Raw genomic sequence first — 17593 nt, 5'->3', positions numbered from 1 at the left:
AAACGGCCAGCTCCTGTGGAGCTGGCCGTTTACATATCATGAAATTTAAGCGCTATTCTGCAAAGAACGGCTGCCCTACCATCTGCTCCGACTGCTGCCAGAATTGCTGCACATTGGCCGCGGTATTGAAGTCCGATTTCACGGGCTCCGGCTTTTTCTTGGCGAAATAGCCGCCGCTGATGCTGGCTACTTCGGGTGAGGTGGCGAGGTAGATGCTGGTCTGGGCGCCGTCTTCGGAAGTCGTCATGAATGGCGCGGCGGCTTTGTAGAAGGCCCGCGTGAGCCACGTGGAGTTGCTGCCGAAGTTGCTGGCCACCACGCCCGGGTGCAGGCTGTTGGTGGTGACGTTGGTGATGCCACGCTGCCGCAGTTGCCGGGCCAGCTCCTGCGTGAACAGGATGTTGAACAGCTTGGAGTTAGCGTAGGCCCGCATGGGCGAGTAGCTGCGGGTGGCGTCGAGGTCAGCTAGGTCGGGCTTGGCAAACTTGTGGGCCATGGAAGCCACGTTCACGATGCGGGCCGCCGGGCTTTGGCGCAGCTTCGGTAGGAGTAGGCTGGTCAGCAGAAACGGGCCGAGGTGGTTGGTAGCCAACGTCATTTCGTGGCCGTTGACGGACTCTTCCCGCTCGGCCCCGAAAACCAGGCCGGCGTTGTTCACCAGCACGTCCAACCGGGCGTAGCGCTGGTTGAACTCCTCGGCTGCCCGCCGCACTTGGCCCAGGTCCGACAGGTCGCAGAGCAACACATCAACGCGGGTGCCAGGCTTGGCGGCTTGCTGCAGCTGCTGGCGGGTGCGGGCGGCTTTTTCGGCGTTGCGGGCCAGTAGTACTACGTGGTAGCCCTGCCGGACCAGCTCACGGGCGGTTACTTCGCCGATTCCCGACGTGGCACCCGTAACGAGGGCAATAGGCTGTGATACTTCGCTCATAAAAAAGGCTGAATGGCTGAGCGGCTATACGCAGGCCTGGGGGCGAAGTTGAAAGTGCGGCGGTCAGTGGGCCACCAGCAGGCGCAGAGTGGTCGGCCGAGCCTTGTCGGGCGCCTGCACGCGCACCGAATAGGTGCCATTGGGCAGGCCGGCTACCGGCAGGGCCAGCTGCGAAGCCGCAACCGGGTACGACTGCAACAGCCGGCCCCGTTCGTCGTAGAGCTGCACTTGGCGGGCAGCGGCTTCCCCAAAATCTACCGTGGCGGTGGTGCTGGCCGGGTTGGGATACAGGCGCGGCAGCAGCACCGCACCAGCAGCCAGCACCGGCGTGGAGCGGGGTCCGGCAGCCGGTGCCGTGGCCAGCCGGTACGTAATAAAGCTGTCGACTTCGGCCACGTAGAATGACCGCAGCTGCCGCCGGTCGAAGCGCAGCCGCACACTGTCGCCATCCGGGGAGCGGAACCGCACCAGCGCTGGCCAGCGGCCTTGCCGGGCGGCCAGGCTCAGGTCCAGCATCTGCGCAAAGCCGGTACCCAAGCCCTGCACCTGCCCCCGTCGGATGCGGACGGCGTGCACCCAGCAGCCGGAATCTGGCCGTTCTTCTACCAGGTAGTACAGCCCCCGAAACCGAAAGGCCCGGGCCGTAAACCAGTTTTCATCAGCAGAATCACCCGCCAGCGCAAAACTTGTGAAGCCAGTAGCGGCATCGAACTGCAGGCGTAGCGCCAGCGTGTCGTGGTTGCTCAGCAGTACTGGCGTCGGCCCCAGCACGCGGGCCAGATTCACGGGCCGGGGCAGCTGGAAAGCGTCAAACTCGGCAGTAGGGGCCTCGCAGCTGGTCAGCAGCCCCAGTAATAACAGCAACAGGATCAGTGGACGCATAACCAACTAGGAAGTAGATGAACGGATACCGTCAATGCCGCCGCTAGCTGTCAGGTAACCCTCAGCGTTAGCCTCCGCGCCAAAAGCCCGATATTTGCCGGCCTATGCCTGTTGTCCCGCTCTCCATCGTCATTATCACCTTCAACGAAGAAGCCAACATCGGCCGCTGCCTGGAAGCCGTGCGCGGCCTCTCCGACGATGTGGTGGTGGTAGACAGCTTCTCCACCGACGGTACCGTGGCTATCTGCCAGCAGCTGGGTGCCCGCGTGATACAACACGCTTTTGAGGGCTACGTCGAACAGAAAAACTACGCCACCGCCCAGGCCCGCTACGACTATGTGCTGCAGCTCGACGCCGACGAAGTGCTGACCGAAGAGCTGCGACAGAGTATAGTCGCGGCAACTCAAAACTGGCAGGGCGGCGGCTACACCCTGGCCCGCCTCACCAACTACTGCGGTAGCTGGGTGCGCCACGGCGGCTGGTACCCCGACCGCAAACTGCGCCTCTACGACCGGCGCCTGGGCCGCTGGGAAGGTTTATTGCTGCACGAGCGGTACGAAATGCAACCTGGGCAGCCGGTTGGGGCTCTGCAGGGCGACGCCCTGCACTACTCCTACACCTCCGTTGAGCAGCACGTGCAGCAGCTCAACCGGTTCACCAGCATTGCGGCCGAGGAGTTGTGGCTGCGGGGCCGGCGTCGGGTCACGTTGTTTCACCTGCTGCTCAAGCCGTGGTGGAAGTTTGTGCACGGCTATTTTTTTCGGTTGGGCTTCCTTGATGGGTTTGCCGGCCTGAGCATTGCCGTTATTTCGGCCTGGGGCGTATTTCTGAAGTTTGCCAAGCTGAAAACCAAAGCCGCTGCATGAGCCGCACTTTCCTCATTAGCCGCACCGATGCCATCGGCGACGTGGTGCTCACGCTGCCGGTAGCGGGCCGCCTGAAGCAGCTGTTTCCGGGCTGCCGGGTGCTGCTGCTGGGCCGCACCTACACCCAGGCCGTAGCCGACGCCTGCCCCTGGCTCGACGGATTCCTCAACCTCGATGAGCTGCTGCAGCTGCCTGTCGCCGGCCAGGTAGCCGCCCTGCGTGCCACCGCCGCCGACACCATTCTGCACGTTTTCCCCAGCAAAGCAGTAGCCCGGCTGGCCCGCCAGGCCGGCATCCGGCACCGCATCGGCACCCGCAGCCGCTGGTTTCACTGGCTTACCTGCAACCAACTGGTAGCACTCAGCCGCCGCCACTCGCCACTACATGAAGCCCAGCTGAACCTGCAGCTACTAGGCAGCCTCGGCCCTGCCGGTACGCTCAGCCTGCCGGAGGTAGCGCAATTAGTGCGGCTGCGGCCCGTTGTAGCGTTGCGGCCAGTTTTGCGCGAGCTACTGGCGGCCCGCCGGCCCGGCCAGCTCAACGTCATTTTGCACCCGCGCAGCCGGGGCAGCGCCCGGGAGTGGGGCTTGGCGCATTTCGGCCAGCTGGCCCGGTTGCTGCACCAGGCCGGGCACCGCGTCTTCATCACCGGCACGGCCGCCGAAGGCGAAGAATTGCGGGAGTGGCTGCGGGAACACCAGTCATATCTGGCCGCTGACCTCACCGGGCAGCTTCCGCTACCGGAGTTTCTGGCCTTCATTGCCGCCACCGATGGGCTGGTGGCAGGCAGTACCGGTCCGCTGCATCTGGCGGCGGCCCTGGGCCGGCACGCGCTGGGGCTGTACCCGCCCATCCGGCCCATGCATCCCGGACGCTGGGCGCCGCTGGGGCCGCTAGCCGAATACGTGGTGTTTGACCGGCCTGACTGCCAGGACTGCCGAACGCAGCCGGCTGCTTGCACCTGCATCAAGGCACTGGCCGCCGTCGAAGTGGCCGGCCGGGTTCTTGCTTGGCCGCCGCTTATCTTGCCAAGCTGAGGGAGGGCTCCGCGCTCCGCTCATTTCATTGTTTATGACTACAACTTCCGTCTCACCTTTCTCCCTGCGCCAGCTCTATGCTGATGGTCGTTTGTCGCAATACCTGTTGCTGCTGGGAAGCCTGGCCGCCGTTACGGGGCTGTTTGCGTCGCGGGCCCTCGTAGCGCTCAGCTCGGTGGTGGGGGTGCTGGCCGTGCTAGCCCAGCCGCACCTGCGCCAGCAGCTACGGGCCTGCACCCGCCTGCAAACCGTGCTGGGCATGGCCCTGATGTACCTGTTCTGGCTGCTGAGCGTGGTCTACACATCCGAAACCGACATCTGGCGCCACGAAGTCTACCGCAAGCTGCCCCTGGTAATTGTGCCGCTGGCTTTTGCCGTGGCGGTGCCCCTGAGTCTGCGGCAGCGGTTTGGGGTAGGGCTCCTGTTCGTCGGGCTGGGCACGTTGCTGGCGCTGGGTACGCTCGGCCGCTACCTGCTCGACCCGGAAACGGCCAACTACGAAATCAGCATCGGCCACAATGTGCCGGCCATCACGGGCGTCTTTCATATCCACTTCAGCATCATGCTGGCGCTGGCCTTCTTCTTCGCGCTGCTGATGCGGCGTAGCGTGCTGGCTCTGCCGGTAGTGCGCAACGTGCTGCTGGCCTGCTCGGCCATTTTGTTTGTGGTGATGCATGTGCTGGCTTACCGCACTGGGCTCATGGTGCTCTACGGCATGCTGCTGCTCGATGCCGGCCTGCTGGTTGTATTGCGGCGCCGCTACGTGCTGGGCGCCGTGGTAGTGCTGGCGCTGATTGGAGTGCCGCTTCTGACCTACTATACCCTCGAACCCATCCAGCAGCGCGTCAACGTTACCCTCGACGACGTCAACCAGTACCGCTCCGGCCGCGACATCAATGACTACTCCCTGGCCAAGCGCTTTGCCGCCTGGAAAACGGCCACCGTCATCATCAGCCAGTATCCGGTTGCGGGCGTGGCCCCCGCAGATGTAGATGCCGCCATGCTGGACCAGTACAGCTACCAGGATTACGGCTTGCTGCCCAAAAACTGGGTAATGACCCACAATCAGTACCTGGAGGCCTTGGTAGGCGGCGGCATTGTGGGCTTATTGCTCTGGCTTTTTGTGCTATTCGGACCATTTTTGCAACCTGCGCTCCGCCAAAACCCGTACGTTGTACACTTCCTGCTGATGATGGGCATCGCCAATCTGGTCGATACGCTGTTACAGATGCAGATTGGGTTCAGCCTGTTCGTGTTTCTCTACGGCTTTCTGGTTGTAGCTGCCGAGCGGCAGACCCGCAATACGCACTTGGCTCAAACTGCTTGAGCGAGATAGGATAATCAGTACATTTGTTTACATGGCGGATTTTATTTCACCCCCGCCGTACTTTGCCGCGCCCCCCTTATGAGCGACTCTCCCGAACGGGTTCCGAAGCTTAGTAAAGAAGAAAAAGACCGCCGGTTTCAGGCCGAATTGATGCCTGTAATCGACTCTCTGTACAATTTCGCGTTCCGTCTCACCCTCGATGAAGACGACGCCAACGACCTTGTGCAGGAGACCTATCTGAAGGCGTACCGCTTCTTCGAGTACTTCGAGCAGGGAACCAACGCCAAGGCATGGCTGTTTCGCATCCTGAAAAACTCGTTCATCAACGACTTCCGGAAGAAGAGTAAACAACCCGCCAAGGTCGACTACAGCGAAATTGAGGGCTACTACAATTCGGAAGACGTCGAGTCCGACAGCGACGCGGGTGGTACCTCGTCTGATATGCGGCAGCAAGCCGTGCGCGACCTCATCGGCGACGAAGTGGCTAGCGCACTCAACTCGCTGCCCGTGGATTTCCGCACCGTCATCATCCTCTGCGACCTGGAAGGGTTCACCTACGAGGAAATGGCCAAAGTGCTGGATATCCCTATCGGTACGGTACGGTCCCGGTTGCACCGGGCCCGCAATTTCCTGAAAGAAAAGCTTGAAAAGTACGCCCAATCGATGGGCTACGGTGCCGACTCCGGCAACACGGAGGCAGAGCCGGAGGCAGAGCCGGAGGACGATACCGACAATTACTAACCGCTAACCGCAACGGGTTGCACCATGGAAAACACCTCTACCCACTCCTCATCCTCCACCCATCAGGCGCAAGCGCCCGTTGCTGACTGTGAACGTGTGAATACGATACTAGACCAGCTAGTTGTGGGTCAGCGACCCACCGAAGCCGACGAACAGTACATCGTGCACCACGCCGATGATTGCTCGCCCTGCTTCGATAGCATCGAAAAACAACGGGTGTTTATTGGGTTTTTGATGACCCATGTCAGCCGCAAAGGCGCCCCAAATTCGCTTCCGCAAACCATAATGTCTCGTTTGCAAACAGAAATGGCCTAATTTTGCTCGATGCAGGGTAAAATCATTGCCTTTTCAGCTCCTTCCGGAGCCGGCAAAACCACCATCGTCCACCGCCTGATGGCGGCCATACCGGATCTGAGCTTTTCCATTTCGGCCTGCACGCGCGACAAGCGCGGCCGTACCGAAGCCAACGGAAAAGACTACTACTTCATCTCCGTCCAGGAATTCCAGGAGAAAATCCGCCACGACGAGTTTGTGGAGTGGGAGGAAGTGTACGAAGGCGCCTTTTATGGCACGCTCAAGTCGGAGATAGAGCGCATCTGGGAAAGCGGTAAACACGCCGTCCTGGATGTGGACGTGAAGGGTGGCTTAAGCATCAAAGAGTTTTACAAAGACCGGGCCTTGGCCGTCTTCGTGAAGCCGCCGTCCATTGAGGTGCTCGAAGAGCGGTTGCGCCATCGTGCTACCGACTCGGCTTCCAGCATCTCGGCGCGGCTCTACAAGGCCAACTTCGAGCTGACCTTCGAGGACCGTTTCGACGTCACCGTTGTCAACGATGACCTCGACGAAGCCACCGCCCAGGCCGAAAAGCTGGTGCGCGACTTCATCACGGCCGAGTCGGCTATCTTGTGAGTTCGGAAGCAGGCGCCCAAACCGGCTCTTCCGGCAAGATCGGGCTGCTGTTTGGCTCCTTTAACCCCATCCATACCGGCCATCTGATTCTGGCGCAGTACATGGCCACGCACACCGATCTGTCGGCGGTGTGGCTGGTGGTGTCGCCGCAGAGCCCGTACAAGCTGGGGCATGACCTGCTGCCGGAGCAGGACCGTCTGGCTCTGGCGCAGGACGCCACCGCCGACAATGAGTTGCTGTCGGTGTCAGACGTGGAACTGCGGCTGCCCAAGCCCAGCTATACCATCACCACCCTCGACGAAATCCGCCGCCTGCATCCCGGTCGGGAGTTTGTGCTGCTCATGGGCAGCGACAACCTCTTGGGGCTTGATGGCTGGCGCGACGCCGGCCGCATCCGGCAGGAATTCGGCATCTACGTCTACCCGCGGCCCGGCCATCCGGTAGAATCTGCTGCCGTGGCTGGTGCCAACATCAAGGTGGTGGACGCGCCGTTGCTGGATATCTCCGCTACGCTCATTCGGCAAAGTCTGCAGGAAGGCAAGTCCATCCGGTATCTGGTGCCCGATGCCGTTGAGAAGCTAATTGCCAAAAACGGCTATTGGCAGCAGTAGTTTGATCCGCAAAAAAGGAGCGGCTCCTGTTTCAACGCCCAATCGGGCGTTGAAACAGGAGCCGCTCCTTTTTTGCGTTCGTTGCCGGATCAGATGGTCATGATTTCCGATTCCTTCTTGGTGGTCAGGCTATCAATCTGCACGATGTAGCTATCAGTGGCTTTCTGCACCTTGGCTTCGGCATCCTTGATGGCGTCCTCAGCGGCTCCGTCTTTCTGCAGCTTACGCAACGACTCGTTCACGTCCTTGCGGATGCCCCGGATGCGCACCTTGCCGCTTTCCGACTCCTGCTTTACCTGCTTTACCAGGTCGCGGCGGCGCTCCTCGGTCATGGGCGGAATGTTCAGGCGTACGCCTTCTGCATCAGACTGCGGATTCAGGCCCAAGTCACTGTTTTTGATGGCTTTCACCACTTCCGCAATGATGTTCTTCTCCCAAGGCTTGATGAACAACGTGCGCGCGTCCGGCGTCGAGACGTTGGCCACCTGCGCAATAGGAGTGGGCGTGCCGTAATAATCTACGCGCAGCGAATCGAGCATGGCCGGCGAGGCCTTGCCGGCGCGAATACGGCTGAGTTCCAGGCCGGTGTGCTGCAGCGACTTAGCCATCGATTCTTCGGCTTCGCTTAGATAAAACTGAATTTCTTCGTCCATGAGTGTAAGAAAATTAAAAATTGAGAATTAAAAATTAAAAATTGTCAAGTGGTGAATGGCGCTTCTGCATTGCCGTCCACCTACTTTTAATTCTCAACTTTTAATTTTTAATTCTTTTCAGGCTTGTTCGGAAGGAGTGTCCAGCGAAGGATGCAGGCCGCTGGAGGTGCTGTTGGTTTCCGTTGGCTTCGGGTGTTCCATCGTCACCAAGGTGCCCACTGTTTCGCCCTCGATAAGCCGCTGCAGGTTGCCTTCCTTGTTCATATCGAAAACGATGATGGGCAGGTTGTTTTCCTTGCAGAGCGTGAAGGCCGTCATGTCCATCACGTTCAGGTTTTTGGCCATCACCTCATCAAACGTAATGGTGGGGTAGCGCACGGCGGTGGGGTCTTTCTCCGGGTCGGCCGTATAGATGCCATCCACGCGGGTGCCCTTCAGCACCACATCTGCCTCAATTTCGATGGCCCGCAGCGAAGCCGCCGAGTCGGTGGTGAAATACGGCGAGCCGATACCGGCCCCGAAAATCACGACCCGGCCTTTCTCCAAATGGCGCAGGGCCCGCCGGCGGATATACGGCTCGCACACCCGCTGAATGGTAACGCCCGACAGCAGGCGCGTATTCACGTTGAGCTTCTCCAGAGCGCTCTGCAGCGCCATGGAGTTGATGACCGTGGCCAGCATGCCCATGTAGTCGCCCTGCACCCGGTCGAGGCCAAAGGCTTCGGCCTGCACACCCCGGAAGATATTGCCGCCGCCAATCACCACCGCTACCTGGGTACCGGTGGCGGCTACTTTCTTGATTTCCTCAGCGTATTGCATCAGCCGGACGGCATCAATGCCGTATTGCTGTTGGCCCATCAGGGCTTCGCCGCTTAGCTTAAGCAGAATTCGGGTGTACTTCAACGTCGGAGGAATTAAGTGTAAAAACGGTATGAGGTGCGCACCCTCGCTGGGCGCAGGGCCTGAGCAGGCTGGTTAGCTGAACTGAATCAGCACCTGGCCCTTGGTTACGTTGTCGCGCAGGCCGATTTTGATGGCCCCCACAGTGCCGTCGCCGGGCGCTTTCAGAATGTTCTCCATCTTCATGGCCTCCAGCACCAGCAGCGGGTCGCCCTTTTGCACTTGCTGGCCCGGGGCCACCCGGATATCCACGATCAGGCCCGGCATGGGGGCCTTCAGCTCGTTTACTTTGCTGGCGGCTGCGTTGTTCATGCCCAGCTTGTCGAGCAGCAAATCGAACCGGTCTTTGGCCTGCACTTCCAGCTGCTGCCCGTTGAGCTTAAACTGAAACGATTTGGTAGCGTAATCCGCGCTAACCACTTCGGCCACGTACGAGCGGCCGTCGTGCAGTACATGAAAGCGGCCCGGACCCAGCACCACCAAATCCCAGGCAAACGGCTGGCCGTCTAGGGTGATGGCGCCGGTGGCACGATAATCTACGGCCCAAGTTTGGGTGGGGCTGGTGCTAACCTGTAGCATAGGAAGGGGAGGAGGAGGGGCGGAAATGGGCTTAAAGATAGGCCAAATCTCAAATAATTTCGGAACTTGAGGACCCATATACCTATCGCATCAACGCATGAAATATTCGGTTCTCAGCATTCTGGGACTGGTCCTTGCGTGTCAGTTTCAAGCTTCTGCCCAGGTTGTTAGGAGCATTAAGCCGGCAGGCAGCAAAGCAGCTACGCACAAGAAATCTGAATCGACCCCGGCCCCTGAAGCGGCATCGTCTATTCTGGTAGTACCCTCGTGGCTACCGCCTACCAATCCGGTGCAGCCAGCCGCCACCATTCTCCACGACCTGCTAGATACCAAACTCGACGTCCGTTTCGACTGGGCCAAACAATGGCTGCTGGGAACGGCTACGCTCACTGTCCGGCCGCATTTCTACCCGCAAAATCAGCTTGTGCTTGACGCCAAGGGCTTCGACGTGAAAAACGTGCGCCTTGTAAACGGGGGAAAAGAAAAGAACCTGACCTATACTTACGACAAGAAAAAGCTGACCATTGCGCTGGACCGCACCTACTCCCGCACCGAGCTTTGCCAGGTTCGGATTCAGTACGTGGCCAAACCCAATGAGCTGGAAGTAGGCGGCAGCGCGGCCATCACCCAGGACAAGGGCCTGTACTTCATCAATCCGCTGGGCACCGACAAAACCAAGCCGCGCCAGCTCTGGACCCAGGGCGAAACGGAGGGCAACTCCTGCTGGTTTCCCACCATCGACCGGCCCAACCAGCGCATGACCCAGGAAGTCAGCCTCACGGTGGAAGCGGGGCAGAAAACCCTTTCCAACGGGCTGCTGGTGTCGTCGCGCAAAAACAACGACGGCACCCGAACCGATACCTGGAAGCAGAGCCTGCCGCACGCGCCGTACCTCGCTATGCTGGCCGTAGGCGACTTCGCCGTCATCAGCGACACCTGGCGGGGCAAGCCGGTAGACTACTACGTCGATGCCAAGTTCAGCAACACGGCCCGGGCGGTGTTCGGCAACACGCCCCAGATGCTGGACTACTTTTCCAAAAAACTGGGTGTTGACTTCCCGTGGGAAAAATACACGCAGGTAGCCGTACACGATTTCGTGTCGGGGGCTATGGAAAACACCACGGCCGTCACGTTCGAGCAAAGCCTGGTGCAGTTCTCGCCTCGCGAGCTGGCCGATGTGGGCTACGATGCCGAGTCTACGGTAGCGCACGAGCTGTTCCACCACTGGTTCGGCGACTATGTAACCACCGAATCGTGGGCCAACCTGCCGCTTAACGAGTCTTTCGCCGACTACTCGGAGCTGCTCTGGGCCGAGCACAAGTATGGCGCCGATGCCGCCGACCTGGTGCAGCAGCAGAAGCTGGGCCGCTACCTGGAAGAAGCCCAGAGCAAGCGCGAGCCACTGATTCGCTACCGCTACGCCAAGCAGGAAGACATGTTCGACCGGCACTCCTACGACAAAGGCGGCCGCGTACTGCACATGCTGCGCAACTATGTCGGCGACGAAGCCTTCTTCGCTTCCCTGAACCGCTACCTCACCCAGAATAAATTTTCCACCTCGGAAATAGCTAAGCTGCGCATCGCCTTCGAAGAAACCACCGGTGAAGACCTGATGTGGTTTTTCGACCAGTGGTTTATGCAGCGCGGCCATCCCGAACTGAAAGTGACGCACAGCTTTGCTAACGGCCAAGTGAGCATGCGCGTGCAACAGTTGCAGGATTCCACCTTCACGCCTGTCTACCGGCTGCCCGTAACCGTAACTGTATGGGCCAACAACCAGCCCACCGACCACCGCATCACCATCACGAAAGCCGACCAGACTTTCCGGCTGTCTTCTGCCCAGCGCCCCAGCCTCGTGAAATTCGACAGCCAAGCGCAACTGCTGGCCGAAATCGAAGAAGAGCGCACGCAGGACGAGTTGATGTACCAGTACACCCACGCGAAAGGCTATCTGCAGCGGTATGAAGCCGTAACCCAGCTGAAGGTTAAAAGCGCCGAGCTGCCCGTAAGCGCCCTGCTGCGCACTGCCCTCAACGACCCTTTCTGGGCTGTGCGTCAGGCGGCCGTGCAGGCGTTGCGCCGGTATAAGGGCCCTGAAGGCAACGCCGTACGCCAGGATCTGCAGCAGGTAGCCCTGAAGGATAAAAATAGCCAAGTACGCGCTACTGCGCTGAATGCCCTGGCCTCTCTCCCCAACGAAAACTACGCCAGTGCCTTCCTGACGGCGCTCAACGATAGTTCCTACAGAGTGGTCAGTGCCGGTATTCAGGCCTTGGCCAAAACCCCAACGGCCGATTCGCAAGAGAAGATTGCGGCCATGCAGGAAAGCCGGAATGCAGAAGTGCTGACCTCCATTGCCACCTATTATTCTCTCAATGGCAGCAGCAACGAGCAGTACCAGTGGTTCATGCGCCGCCTGCCCGACGTCAGCGACGCCGACCTCTACCGCAGCTATCTGCCCGACTTTGCCACTTTCATGCTCCGCATGCCTCCCATCGAGCGGGAAAAAGGCATTCAACGACTAGAAAGCCTAGCGCGCACGGCTCCCAGCACGTTCGTTCGGTTGGGCGCTTACCGGGGCCTGAGCATTCTGGCCTCCAGCATGCCCGCACTTAAAGCAACGTTGCAGGATATCCGCAGTAAGGAAAAAGACGAACAGGTGAAGGCATATTATGCCATGATGCAGTAGCTGCTAAGAAAAAACGCAAAAATTTATTCGCTCTCCAGAGTAGCAGGTTTCCTAAAAGCAATCAGCAGGTTAGCCCCGGAAAAACAGGGGATTCTGAACGCCGGCAGAAAAAATATTAAACGATTTTCAGGGCTGCGCTTGACTTGCATCAGAAAGCCCCTAATTTTGCAACTCAATTCGACACAGTAGCCGACTAAGGCAGAAAGGTTGAAGCGAAAATTTCTTCGCAAACGGCGGAGAAATAACAATCGGGGGGGTTCCAGAGCGGCCAAATGGGACAGACTGTAACTCTGTTAGCGTAAGCTTTCGAAGGTTCGAATCCTTCTCCCCCCACGATTGATAAGTAGAGAAACTCGCAAGGCAATGAATCAGATTGGCCGCCTACGAGTTTCTTTATTTACACTACGCGGGAGTAGCTCAGCTGGTAGAGCGGCAGCCTTCCAAGCTGCAGGTCGCGGGTTCGAACCTCGTCTCCCGCTCAACATTCGCAGAGTTGCGCAAAGAAACAGATACAGCCGCAACGGCGATTGTACTTCTCCTGTCGTACCTTTGTTGAAATCTATAGTATCAGCCGTTTTAGCTCAGTGGTAGAGCACTTCCTTGGTAAGGAAGAGGTCATGGGTTCAAATCCCATAAATGGCTCACATTATACCGGCGGTGCAGCGCGGCTGCTCTGTTTGGGCCAGTCTGAAAAGCAAAGCGACGTGCAGTCCCCACTAAGCGGAGCTGCGTTTCGCTTTCTTTCAGTATAAGCAAGTCGCGTTTTCCTCCTCACAACATAGTTCTCTAATCTCACTTACAATGGCCAAAGAAAATTTTGATCGTTCCAAGCCGCACGTGAACATCGGTACGATCGGGCACGTCGACCACGGCAAAACCACCCTGACCGCTGCTATCACCATGGTACTGGCGAACAAAGGTTTGGCCGCCAAGCGTGACTTCTCGTCGATCGACAACGCTCCCGAAGAAAAAGAGCGTGGTATCACCATCAACACGTCGCACGTAGAGTACTCTACCGTAAACCGTCACTATGCTCACGTTGACTGCCCAGGTCACGCTGACTACGTGAAGAACATGGTTACGGGTGCTGCCCAGATGGACGGTGCTATCCTCGTGGTAGCTGCTACCGACGGCCCAATGCCCCAGACGCGTGAGCACATCCTGCTCGCTCGCCAGGTAGGTGTTCCTCAGCTGGTAGTGTTCATGAACAAAGTAGACATGGTGGATGACCCCGAGCTCCTCGAGCTGGTGGAAATGGAAATCCGTGAGCTGCTCTCGTTCTATGACTTCGATGGCGACAACATTCCGGTTATTCAGGGCTCGGCTCTGGGCGGCCTGAACGGCGATGCCAACTGGGTTCCGAAGATCGAGGAGTTGATGGACGCTGTTGACAGCTACATTCCAATTCCAGCTCGTCTGACCGACCTGCCCTTCCTGATGCCAGTAGAGGACGTATTCTCTATCACGGGTCGTGGTACGGTAGCAACCGGCCGTATCGAGCGCGGTATAATCAACTCGGGTGAGCAAGTTGAAATCCTCGGTATGGGTGCTGAGAACCTCAAGTCGACCGTAACTGGCGTTGAGATGTTCCGCAAAATCCTTGACCGTGGTGAAGCTGGTGACAACGTAGGTCTGTTGCTCCGTGGTATTGAAAAAGAAGCCATCCGTCGTGGTATGGTTATCTGCAAGCCCGGTTCCGTTAAGCCTCACACCAAGTTTAAAGCCGAGGTGTACGTGCTGTCGAAAGAAGAAGGTGGTCGTCACACGCCGTTCTTCAACAACTACCGTCCTCAGTTCTATTTCCGCACCACCGACGTAACCGGCATCATCACGCTGGGCGAAGGCGTGGAAATGGTAATGCCTGGTGACAACGTAACTATCTCGGTTGAGCTGATCAACTCGGTAGCTATGGAGAAAGGCCTGCGTTTCGCTATCCGTGAGGGTGGCCGTACGGTAGGTGCTGGTCAGGTAACCGAAATCACTGAGTAGATTTCAGCTGGATTCTAGCAAATCAATGCAATCCGCCTCTGATTTTTTCAGAGGCGGATTTGTTTTGTAAATAGAGTTCCATACATTTGCAGTCCCAATCCAGTAGCAAGCTGGTAACGGACGCATACACGGGCGTAGTTCAAGGGTAGAATAGAGGTCTCCAAAACCTTTGATGGGAGTTCGAATCTCTCCGCCCGTGCTTTAATACAGGTTGCTGCATTCGCAGCCTGCGAGTAATCAGAAGCCACTAACCAGGCGACGAGCAATGGACAAGAAACCGAATTACTTCCGCGACACCGTCGAGGAGATGCGCTACAAAGTAACGTGGCCATCTTTCGAGGAACTCCAGAAGAGCGCTGGCTTAGTGCTCATCGGTTCGCTGGTATTCGCTGCTGTTGTTGGTTTGATGGACGTGGTATTTAAAACTGGTCTGGAAGCGTTTTACAACTCATTCCGTTAATCGGCAGCGAAGATGGGAGAGTTGAAATGGTATGTGGTCCGCTCGGTGAGCGGACAGGAGAAAAAGGCCAAGACCTATCTCGAAACGGAAATTGGCCGGCATGGTCTCTCCGACCTGGTGCCTCAGGTACTGATTCCGGCGGAGAAGGTGTACGAGATGCGCAACGGCAAGAAGCGCGTACGGGAGCGGAATCTGTATCCCGGCTACATCATCATTCACGCGGATCTGACGCACGGTGAGGTAGACCACATCATTACCAGCACTCCGGGTATTCTGGGTTTTCTGAGTGATAAGGAAGGCAAAGCTGCCAACCAGAACACCAAGCCTATCCCGTTGCGTCTTTCGGAGGTGAATAACATCCTCGGTATCGTAGACGAGGCAGAAGAGCAGACGGCCACGCTGGAAACACCATTCGTAGTAAACGAGTTGGTGAAGATTGTAGATGGTGGTTTCGCCGGCATGCTGGGCACTGTCTCGGAAGTATTCGAGGAGCGCAAGAAACTCAACGTAATCGTAAAAATATTTGGCCGTAGCACTCCGATGGAGTTGAGCTACACACAGGTCGAAAAGGACTCATAGTAGTATAGAGCGAACTTGAGCTAGGGACAGTCGGAACGACACGTTTCTGACTGTTTCTAGCTCAAGTTTCACCTACTGCCAAGCAAACGTCATCGGTTATCCGCTCCGGACCGGTGGTGCTTCCACTTCGGAGCAATCAAAAAACTGAGGACAATGCGTGTTACGATGCAGCGTCCGAAGCCTTACAAACCCAATGGCCAAGGAAATTAGAGGTTATCTGAAGCTTCAGATAAAGGGAGGCGCCGCAAACCCTGCGCCGCCGGTTGGACCTGCACTTGGTAGCAAAGGCCTTAACATCATGGAATTCTGCAAGCAGTTCAATGCTCGCACCCAAGATAAGGCCGGCCAAGTTTGTCCTGTACTCATCACCATGTACACCGACAAGTCGTTCGACTTCGTTGTGAAGACCCCTCCGGTGCCGGTTCTCCTGATGGAGGCTGCCAAGCTCCAGAGCGGTTCGAAAGAGCCCAACCGTAATAAGGTAGGCTCAGTGTCGTGGGACCAGGTGCGCACCATCGCTGAAACGAAGATGCCAGACCTGAATGCTTTCAAAGTGGAGTCGGCAATGCTGCAGGTAGCCGGTACGGCTCGTAGCATGGGCATCACTGTGTCGGGCACTTCTCCTTTCGCTGAATAATTTAACGACGGAGTAGACATGGCACAAGTAAGCAAAAAGCGCAAGGAAGCCCTTGCCAAGCATGACCTGACCGAAGTTCGGAATCTGGTAGAAGCGGCCAAAGTGGTAAAGGATATTACCTATACCAAATTTGACGCCTCGGTAGATATCGACGTTCGTCTGGGCGTGGATCCTCGCAAAGCCGACCAGATGGTACGTGGCGTCGCTACGCTGCCCCACGGTACTGGCAAAACCGTTCGTGTTCTGGCCCTCGTTACGCCCGACAAAGAAGCCGAAGCTACTGCTGCTGGTGCTGATTTCGTTGGTTTGGACGACTATATCGCCAAGATTGAAAAAGGCTGGACTGACATCGACGTTATCATCACCATGCCGGCCGTAATGGCTAAAGTGGGTCGTCTGGGCCGCGTGCTCGGTCCCCGTGGTCTGATGCCTAACCCGAAGTCGGGCACGGTAACGACGGACGTAGCTAAAGCGGTGCAGGAAGTGAAAGCTGGTAAAATCGACTTCAAAGTCGACAAAACCGGTATCATTCACTGCTCGGTTGGTAAAGTGTCGTTCGATGACCAGAAGCTGGCTGAAAACGCCATCGAAGTAATTCAGACGCTGCTGCGTTTGAAGCCTTCCTCGGCTAAGGGCACGTACATCAAGAGCATCACGCTCTCGAGCACGATGTCGCCTGCTGTTCCGGTTGACACGTCGGTAACTTCCGCATAATCTAAATCAACACGACGATATGATCCGGGAAGAAAAACAAGCCCTCGTCGACGAGTTGAGCGAGAAGTTCCAATCGCACAACGCGTTCTACATTGCCGATGCTTCGGGAATGTCAGTGGCGAAAATCAACGAATTCCGTCGCCTGTGCTACAACCGCGGCATGGAGTTCAAGGTGTACAAGAACACGTTCATCCGTAAGGCCCTCGACACCCTCGGTGGCGACACTTCGGAGATGGACGCGGCGCTGGTAGGCCAGTCGGGCATCCTGTTCTCGAAAGAGTCGGGTAACGCTCCAGCCAAGCTGTTGCAGGACTTCTACAAGTCGCAGAACTACAGCAAAACTGCTGTGATTCGCCCAGCTTTCAAAGGTGCTTACATTGACTCCGGCGTATACGTTGGAGCCGATCAGCTGAGCACCCTCAGCACGCTGAAAGGTAAAAACGAGCTCATCGGTGATGTTATCGGTCTGCTCCAGTCACCTGCCAAGAATGTTATCTCTGCTCTGTCGAGCGGCGGTGCCAAACTGGCTGGTATCCTCAAAACACTTGCCGAAAAAGAAGAGGTTGCAGGCTAACCGCTGCTCATCTTTTTCACCTTCAATTTCCTCCAACAACCCCTTTTTAACAATCTACAGAAATGGCAGATTTGAAAGCATTCGCCGAGCAGCTCGTTAGCCTGACGGTAAAAGAAGTAAACGAACTGGCTACCATCCTGAAGGACGAGTACGGCATTGAGCCTGCTGCTGCTGCTCCGGTAATGATGGCCGGTGGTGGCGCTGCCGCTGCTGACGCTCCTGAGGAGAAGACCACGTTCGACGTGATCCTGAAGTCGGCTGGTTCGGCTAAACTGGCCGTTGTGAAACTGGTGAAAGACCTGACCGGTCTGGGCCTGAAAGAAGCCAAAGAACTGGTTGACGGTGCCCCTAAGGCCCTGAAAGAAGGTGTTGCCAAAGACGAAGCTGAGTCGCTGAAAAAGCAACTGGAAGAAGCCGGCGCTGAAGTAGAAGTTAAGTAATTTCTGCTGCCTGCTCTTAAAACCAGCAAATAAGGAGAGGCCTGGCAACTAAGCCAGGTCTTTTCCTGTTTGTAGGCA

Annotated in this window: 20 protein-coding genes and 4 tRNA genes; 19 read left to right on the top strand and 5 right to left on the bottom strand. The window is 57.5% G+C overall.

Going from position 1 to position 17593, the window contains the following annotated elements; translation table 11 throughout:
• Window positions 1-52: 52 nt before the first annotated feature.
• Window positions 53-928, bottom strand: a complete 876-nt coding sequence (locus O3303_RS12290) for an SDR family oxidoreductase (protein ID WP_269558690.1) — start codon at window positions 926-928, stop codon at window positions 53-55.
• A 63-nt stretch (window positions 929-991) separates the two neighbouring features.
• Window positions 992-1810 carry a T9SS type A sorting domain-containing protein gene (locus tag O3303_RS12285; RefSeq protein ID WP_269558689.1) on the bottom strand — a complete coding sequence of 273 codons (819 nt, stop codon included), beginning with the start codon at window positions 1808-1810 and terminating at the stop codon, window positions 992-994.
• Window positions 1811-1914: 104 nt separating this feature from the next.
• Between O3303_RS12285 and O3303_RS12280 the strand changes: the two genes are divergently transcribed.
• From O3303_RS12280 to nadD, 7 genes are all read left to right on the top strand, one after another.
• Window positions 1915-2676 (top strand): glycosyltransferase family 2 protein, encoded by a 762-nt coding sequence (locus O3303_RS12280; RefSeq protein ID WP_269558688.1) that lies wholly within the window; start codon window positions 1915-1917, stop codon window positions 2674-2676.
• Window positions 2673-3713: a glycosyltransferase family 9 protein gene (locus O3303_RS12275; protein ID WP_269558687.1), complete on the top strand. Its 1041-nt coding sequence runs from the start codon at window positions 2673-2675 to the stop codon at window positions 3711-3713. Before O3303_RS12280 ends, O3303_RS12275 begins: the two co-directional genes overlap by 4 nt.
• A 34-nt stretch (window positions 3714-3747) precedes the next feature.
• The gene (locus O3303_RS12270) at window positions 3748-5040 is read left to right on the top strand and encodes an O-antigen ligase family protein (RefSeq protein ID WP_269558686.1); all 1293 of its coding nucleotides are present in this window, start codon (window positions 3748-3750) and stop codon (window positions 5038-5040) included.
• A 78-nt stretch (window positions 5041-5118) separates the two neighbouring features.
• Window positions 5119-5781, top strand: a complete 663-nt coding sequence (locus tag O3303_RS12265) for a sigma-70 family RNA polymerase sigma factor (RefSeq protein WP_269558685.1) — start codon at window positions 5119-5121, stop codon at window positions 5779-5781.
• A gap of 24 nt (window positions 5782-5805) precedes the next feature.
• Complete coding sequence (locus tag O3303_RS12260; protein WP_269558684.1) at window positions 5806-6096, top strand: hypothetical protein; 291 nt, start codon at window positions 5806-5808, stop codon at window positions 6094-6096.
• A 9-nt stretch (window positions 6097-6105) separates the two neighbouring features.
• Window positions 6106-6690, top strand: coding sequence for a guanylate kinase (gene gmk, locus O3303_RS12255; protein WP_269558683.1), 585 nt, complete (start codon window positions 6106-6108; stop codon window positions 6688-6690).
• Window positions 6687-7301, top strand: coding sequence for a nicotinate (nicotinamide) nucleotide adenylyltransferase (gene nadD / locus O3303_RS12250; RefSeq protein WP_269558682.1), 615 nt, complete (start codon window positions 6687-6689; stop codon window positions 7299-7301). Before gmk ends, nadD begins: the two co-directional genes overlap by 4 nt.
• Before the next feature lie 89 nt (window positions 7302-7390).
• Here the strand turns inward: nadD and frr are convergent, their stop codons facing one another.
• The 3 genes from frr to O3303_RS12235 form a co-directional block, all read right to left on the bottom strand.
• Entirely contained in the window at window positions 7391-7954 is a 564-nt protein-coding gene (gene frr / locus O3303_RS12245; protein WP_269558681.1) for a ribosome recycling factor, read from the bottom strand.
• A gap of 117 nt (window positions 7955-8071) precedes the next feature.
• The gene (gene pyrH / locus O3303_RS12240) at window positions 8072-8857 is read right to left on the bottom strand and encodes a UMP kinase (RefSeq protein WP_269558680.1); all 786 of its coding nucleotides are present in this window, start codon (window positions 8855-8857) and stop codon (window positions 8072-8074) included.
• Window positions 8858-8929: 72 nt separating this feature from the next.
• Window positions 8930-9433, bottom strand: coding sequence for an acyl-CoA carboxylase biotin carboxyl carrier protein subunit (locus O3303_RS12235; RefSeq protein ID WP_269558679.1), 504 nt, complete (start codon window positions 9431-9433; stop codon window positions 8930-8932).
• A gap of 289 nt (window positions 9434-9722) precedes the next feature.
• Here O3303_RS12235 and O3303_RS12230 point away from each other — a divergent pair, with 289 nt between their 5' ends.
• The 12 genes from O3303_RS12230 to rplL all read left to right on the top strand — a co-directional run bounded on the left by O3303_RS12230 (window position 9723) and on the right by rplL (window position 17515).
• The gene (locus O3303_RS12230; RefSeq protein ID WP_269558678.1) at window positions 9723-12122 is read left to right on the top strand and encodes a M1 family metallopeptidase; all 2400 of its coding nucleotides are present in this window, start codon (window positions 9723-9725) and stop codon (window positions 12120-12122) included.
• A gap of 250 nt (window positions 12123-12372) precedes the next feature.
• Window positions 12373-12455, top strand: a tRNA-Tyr gene (locus O3303_RS12225).
• Window positions 12456-12528: 73 nt separating this feature from the next.
• A tRNA-Gly gene (locus O3303_RS12220) sits at window positions 12529-12601 on the top strand.
• A gap of 91 nt (window positions 12602-12692) precedes the next feature.
• Window positions 12693-12764 (top strand) — tRNA-Thr (locus O3303_RS12215).
• A gap of 159 nt (window positions 12765-12923) precedes the next feature.
• On the top strand, window positions 12924-14111 hold the full coding sequence (gene tuf, locus O3303_RS12210) for an elongation factor Tu (RefSeq protein WP_269558676.1): 1188 nt from the start codon (window positions 12924-12926) through the stop codon (window positions 14109-14111).
• Between the two features lie 128 nt (window positions 14112-14239).
• Window positions 14240-14310, top strand: a tRNA-Trp gene (locus O3303_RS12205).
• Window positions 14311-14376: 66 nt separating this feature from the next.
• Window positions 14377-14571, top strand: coding sequence for a preprotein translocase subunit SecE (gene secE, locus O3303_RS12200; RefSeq protein WP_269558675.1), 195 nt, complete (start codon window positions 14377-14379; stop codon window positions 14569-14571).
• 12 nt (window positions 14572-14583) lie between these two features.
• Entirely contained in the window at window positions 14584-15150 is a 567-nt protein-coding gene (gene nusG, locus O3303_RS12195) for a transcription termination/antitermination protein NusG (RefSeq protein ID WP_269558674.1), read from the top strand.
• A gap of 193 nt (window positions 15151-15343) precedes the next feature.
• Window positions 15344-15787: a 50S ribosomal protein L11 gene (gene rplK / locus O3303_RS12190; protein ID WP_022822113.1), complete on the top strand. Its 444-nt coding sequence runs from the start codon at window positions 15344-15346 to the stop codon at window positions 15785-15787.
• A gap of 18 nt (window positions 15788-15805) precedes the next feature.
• Window positions 15806-16501 (top strand): 50S ribosomal protein L1, encoded by a 696-nt coding sequence (rplA, locus tag O3303_RS12185; protein WP_269558673.1) that lies wholly within the window; start codon window positions 15806-15808, stop codon window positions 16499-16501.
• 19 nt (window positions 16502-16520) lie between these two features.
• Window positions 16521-17075, top strand: coding sequence for a 50S ribosomal protein L10 (gene rplJ, locus O3303_RS12180; RefSeq protein ID WP_269558672.1), 555 nt, complete (start codon window positions 16521-16523; stop codon window positions 17073-17075).
• A 62-nt stretch (window positions 17076-17137) separates the two neighbouring features.
• On the top strand, window positions 17138-17515 hold the full coding sequence (rplL, locus tag O3303_RS12175; RefSeq protein ID WP_269558671.1) for a 50S ribosomal protein L7/L12: 378 nt from the start codon (window positions 17138-17140) through the stop codon (window positions 17513-17515).
• Window positions 17516-17593 lie beyond the last annotated feature (78 nt).

This window comes from Hymenobacter canadensis, from assembly GCF_027359925.1.
Classification (GTDB): Bacteria; Bacteroidota; Bacteroidia; order Cytophagales; family Hymenobacteraceae; genus Hymenobacter; species Hymenobacter canadensis.
Note: the sequence above shows the minus strand (reverse complement) of the source record. Positions and strands in the feature narration are given on the sequence as shown.

What these genes read in the sequence shown, in the direction of transcription:
- frr (WP_269558681.1), bottom strand. Translation starts at nt 7,954, where the DNA reads ATGGACGAAGAAATTCAGTTTTATCTAAGCGAAGCCGAAGAATCGATG.
- O3303_RS12260 (WP_269558684.1), top strand. Translation starts at nt 5,806, where the DNA reads ATGGAAAACACCTCTACCCACTCCTCATCCTCCACCCATCAGGCGCAA.
- O3303_RS12280 (WP_269558688.1), top strand. Translation starts at nt 1,915, where the DNA reads ATGCCTGTTGTCCCGCTCTCCATCGTCATTATCACCTTCAACGAAGAA.
- O3303_RS12285 (WP_269558689.1), bottom strand. Translation starts at nt 1,810, where the DNA reads ATGCGTCCACTGATCCTGTTGCTGTTATTACTGGGGCTGCTGACCAGC.
- rplA (WP_269558673.1), top strand. Translation starts at nt 15,806, where the DNA reads ATGGCACAAGTAAGCAAAAAGCGCAAGGAAGCCCTTGCCAAGCATGAC.
- O3303_RS12290 (WP_269558690.1), bottom strand. Translation starts at nt 928, where the DNA reads ATGAGCGAAGTATCACAGCCTATTGCCCTCGTTACGGGTGCCACGTCG.
- O3303_RS12275 (WP_269558687.1), top strand. Translation starts at nt 2,673, where the DNA reads ATGAGCCGCACTTTCCTCATTAGCCGCACCGATGCCATCGGCGACGTG.
- rplJ (WP_269558672.1), top strand. Translation starts at nt 16,521, where the DNA reads ATGATCCGGGAAGAAAAACAAGCCCTCGTCGACGAGTTGAGCGAGAAG.
- O3303_RS12270 (WP_269558686.1), top strand. Translation starts at nt 3,748, where the DNA reads ATGACTACAACTTCCGTCTCACCTTTCTCCCTGCGCCAGCTCTATGCT.
- O3303_RS12235 (WP_269558679.1), bottom strand. Translation starts at nt 9,433, where the DNA reads ATGCTACAGGTTAGCACCAGCCCCACCCAAACTTGGGCCGTAGATTAT.
- rplK (WP_022822113.1), top strand. Translation starts at nt 15,344, where the DNA reads ATGGCCAAGGAAATTAGAGGTTATCTGAAGCTTCAGATAAAGGGAGGC.
- nusG (WP_269558674.1), top strand. Translation starts at nt 14,584, where the DNA reads ATGGGAGAGTTGAAATGGTATGTGGTCCGCTCGGTGAGCGGACAGGAG.
- tuf (WP_269558676.1), top strand. Translation starts at nt 12,924, where the DNA reads ATGGCCAAAGAAAATTTTGATCGTTCCAAGCCGCACGTGAACATCGGT.
- rplL (WP_269558671.1), top strand. Translation starts at nt 17,138, where the DNA reads ATGGCAGATTTGAAAGCATTCGCCGAGCAGCTCGTTAGCCTGACGGTA.
- secE (WP_269558675.1), top strand. Translation starts at nt 14,377, where the DNA reads ATGGACAAGAAACCGAATTACTTCCGCGACACCGTCGAGGAGATGCGC.
- gmk (WP_269558683.1), top strand. Translation starts at nt 6,106, where the DNA reads ATGCAGGGTAAAATCATTGCCTTTTCAGCTCCTTCCGGAGCCGGCAAA.
- O3303_RS12265 (WP_269558685.1), top strand. Translation starts at nt 5,119, where the DNA reads ATGAGCGACTCTCCCGAACGGGTTCCGAAGCTTAGTAAAGAAGAAAAA.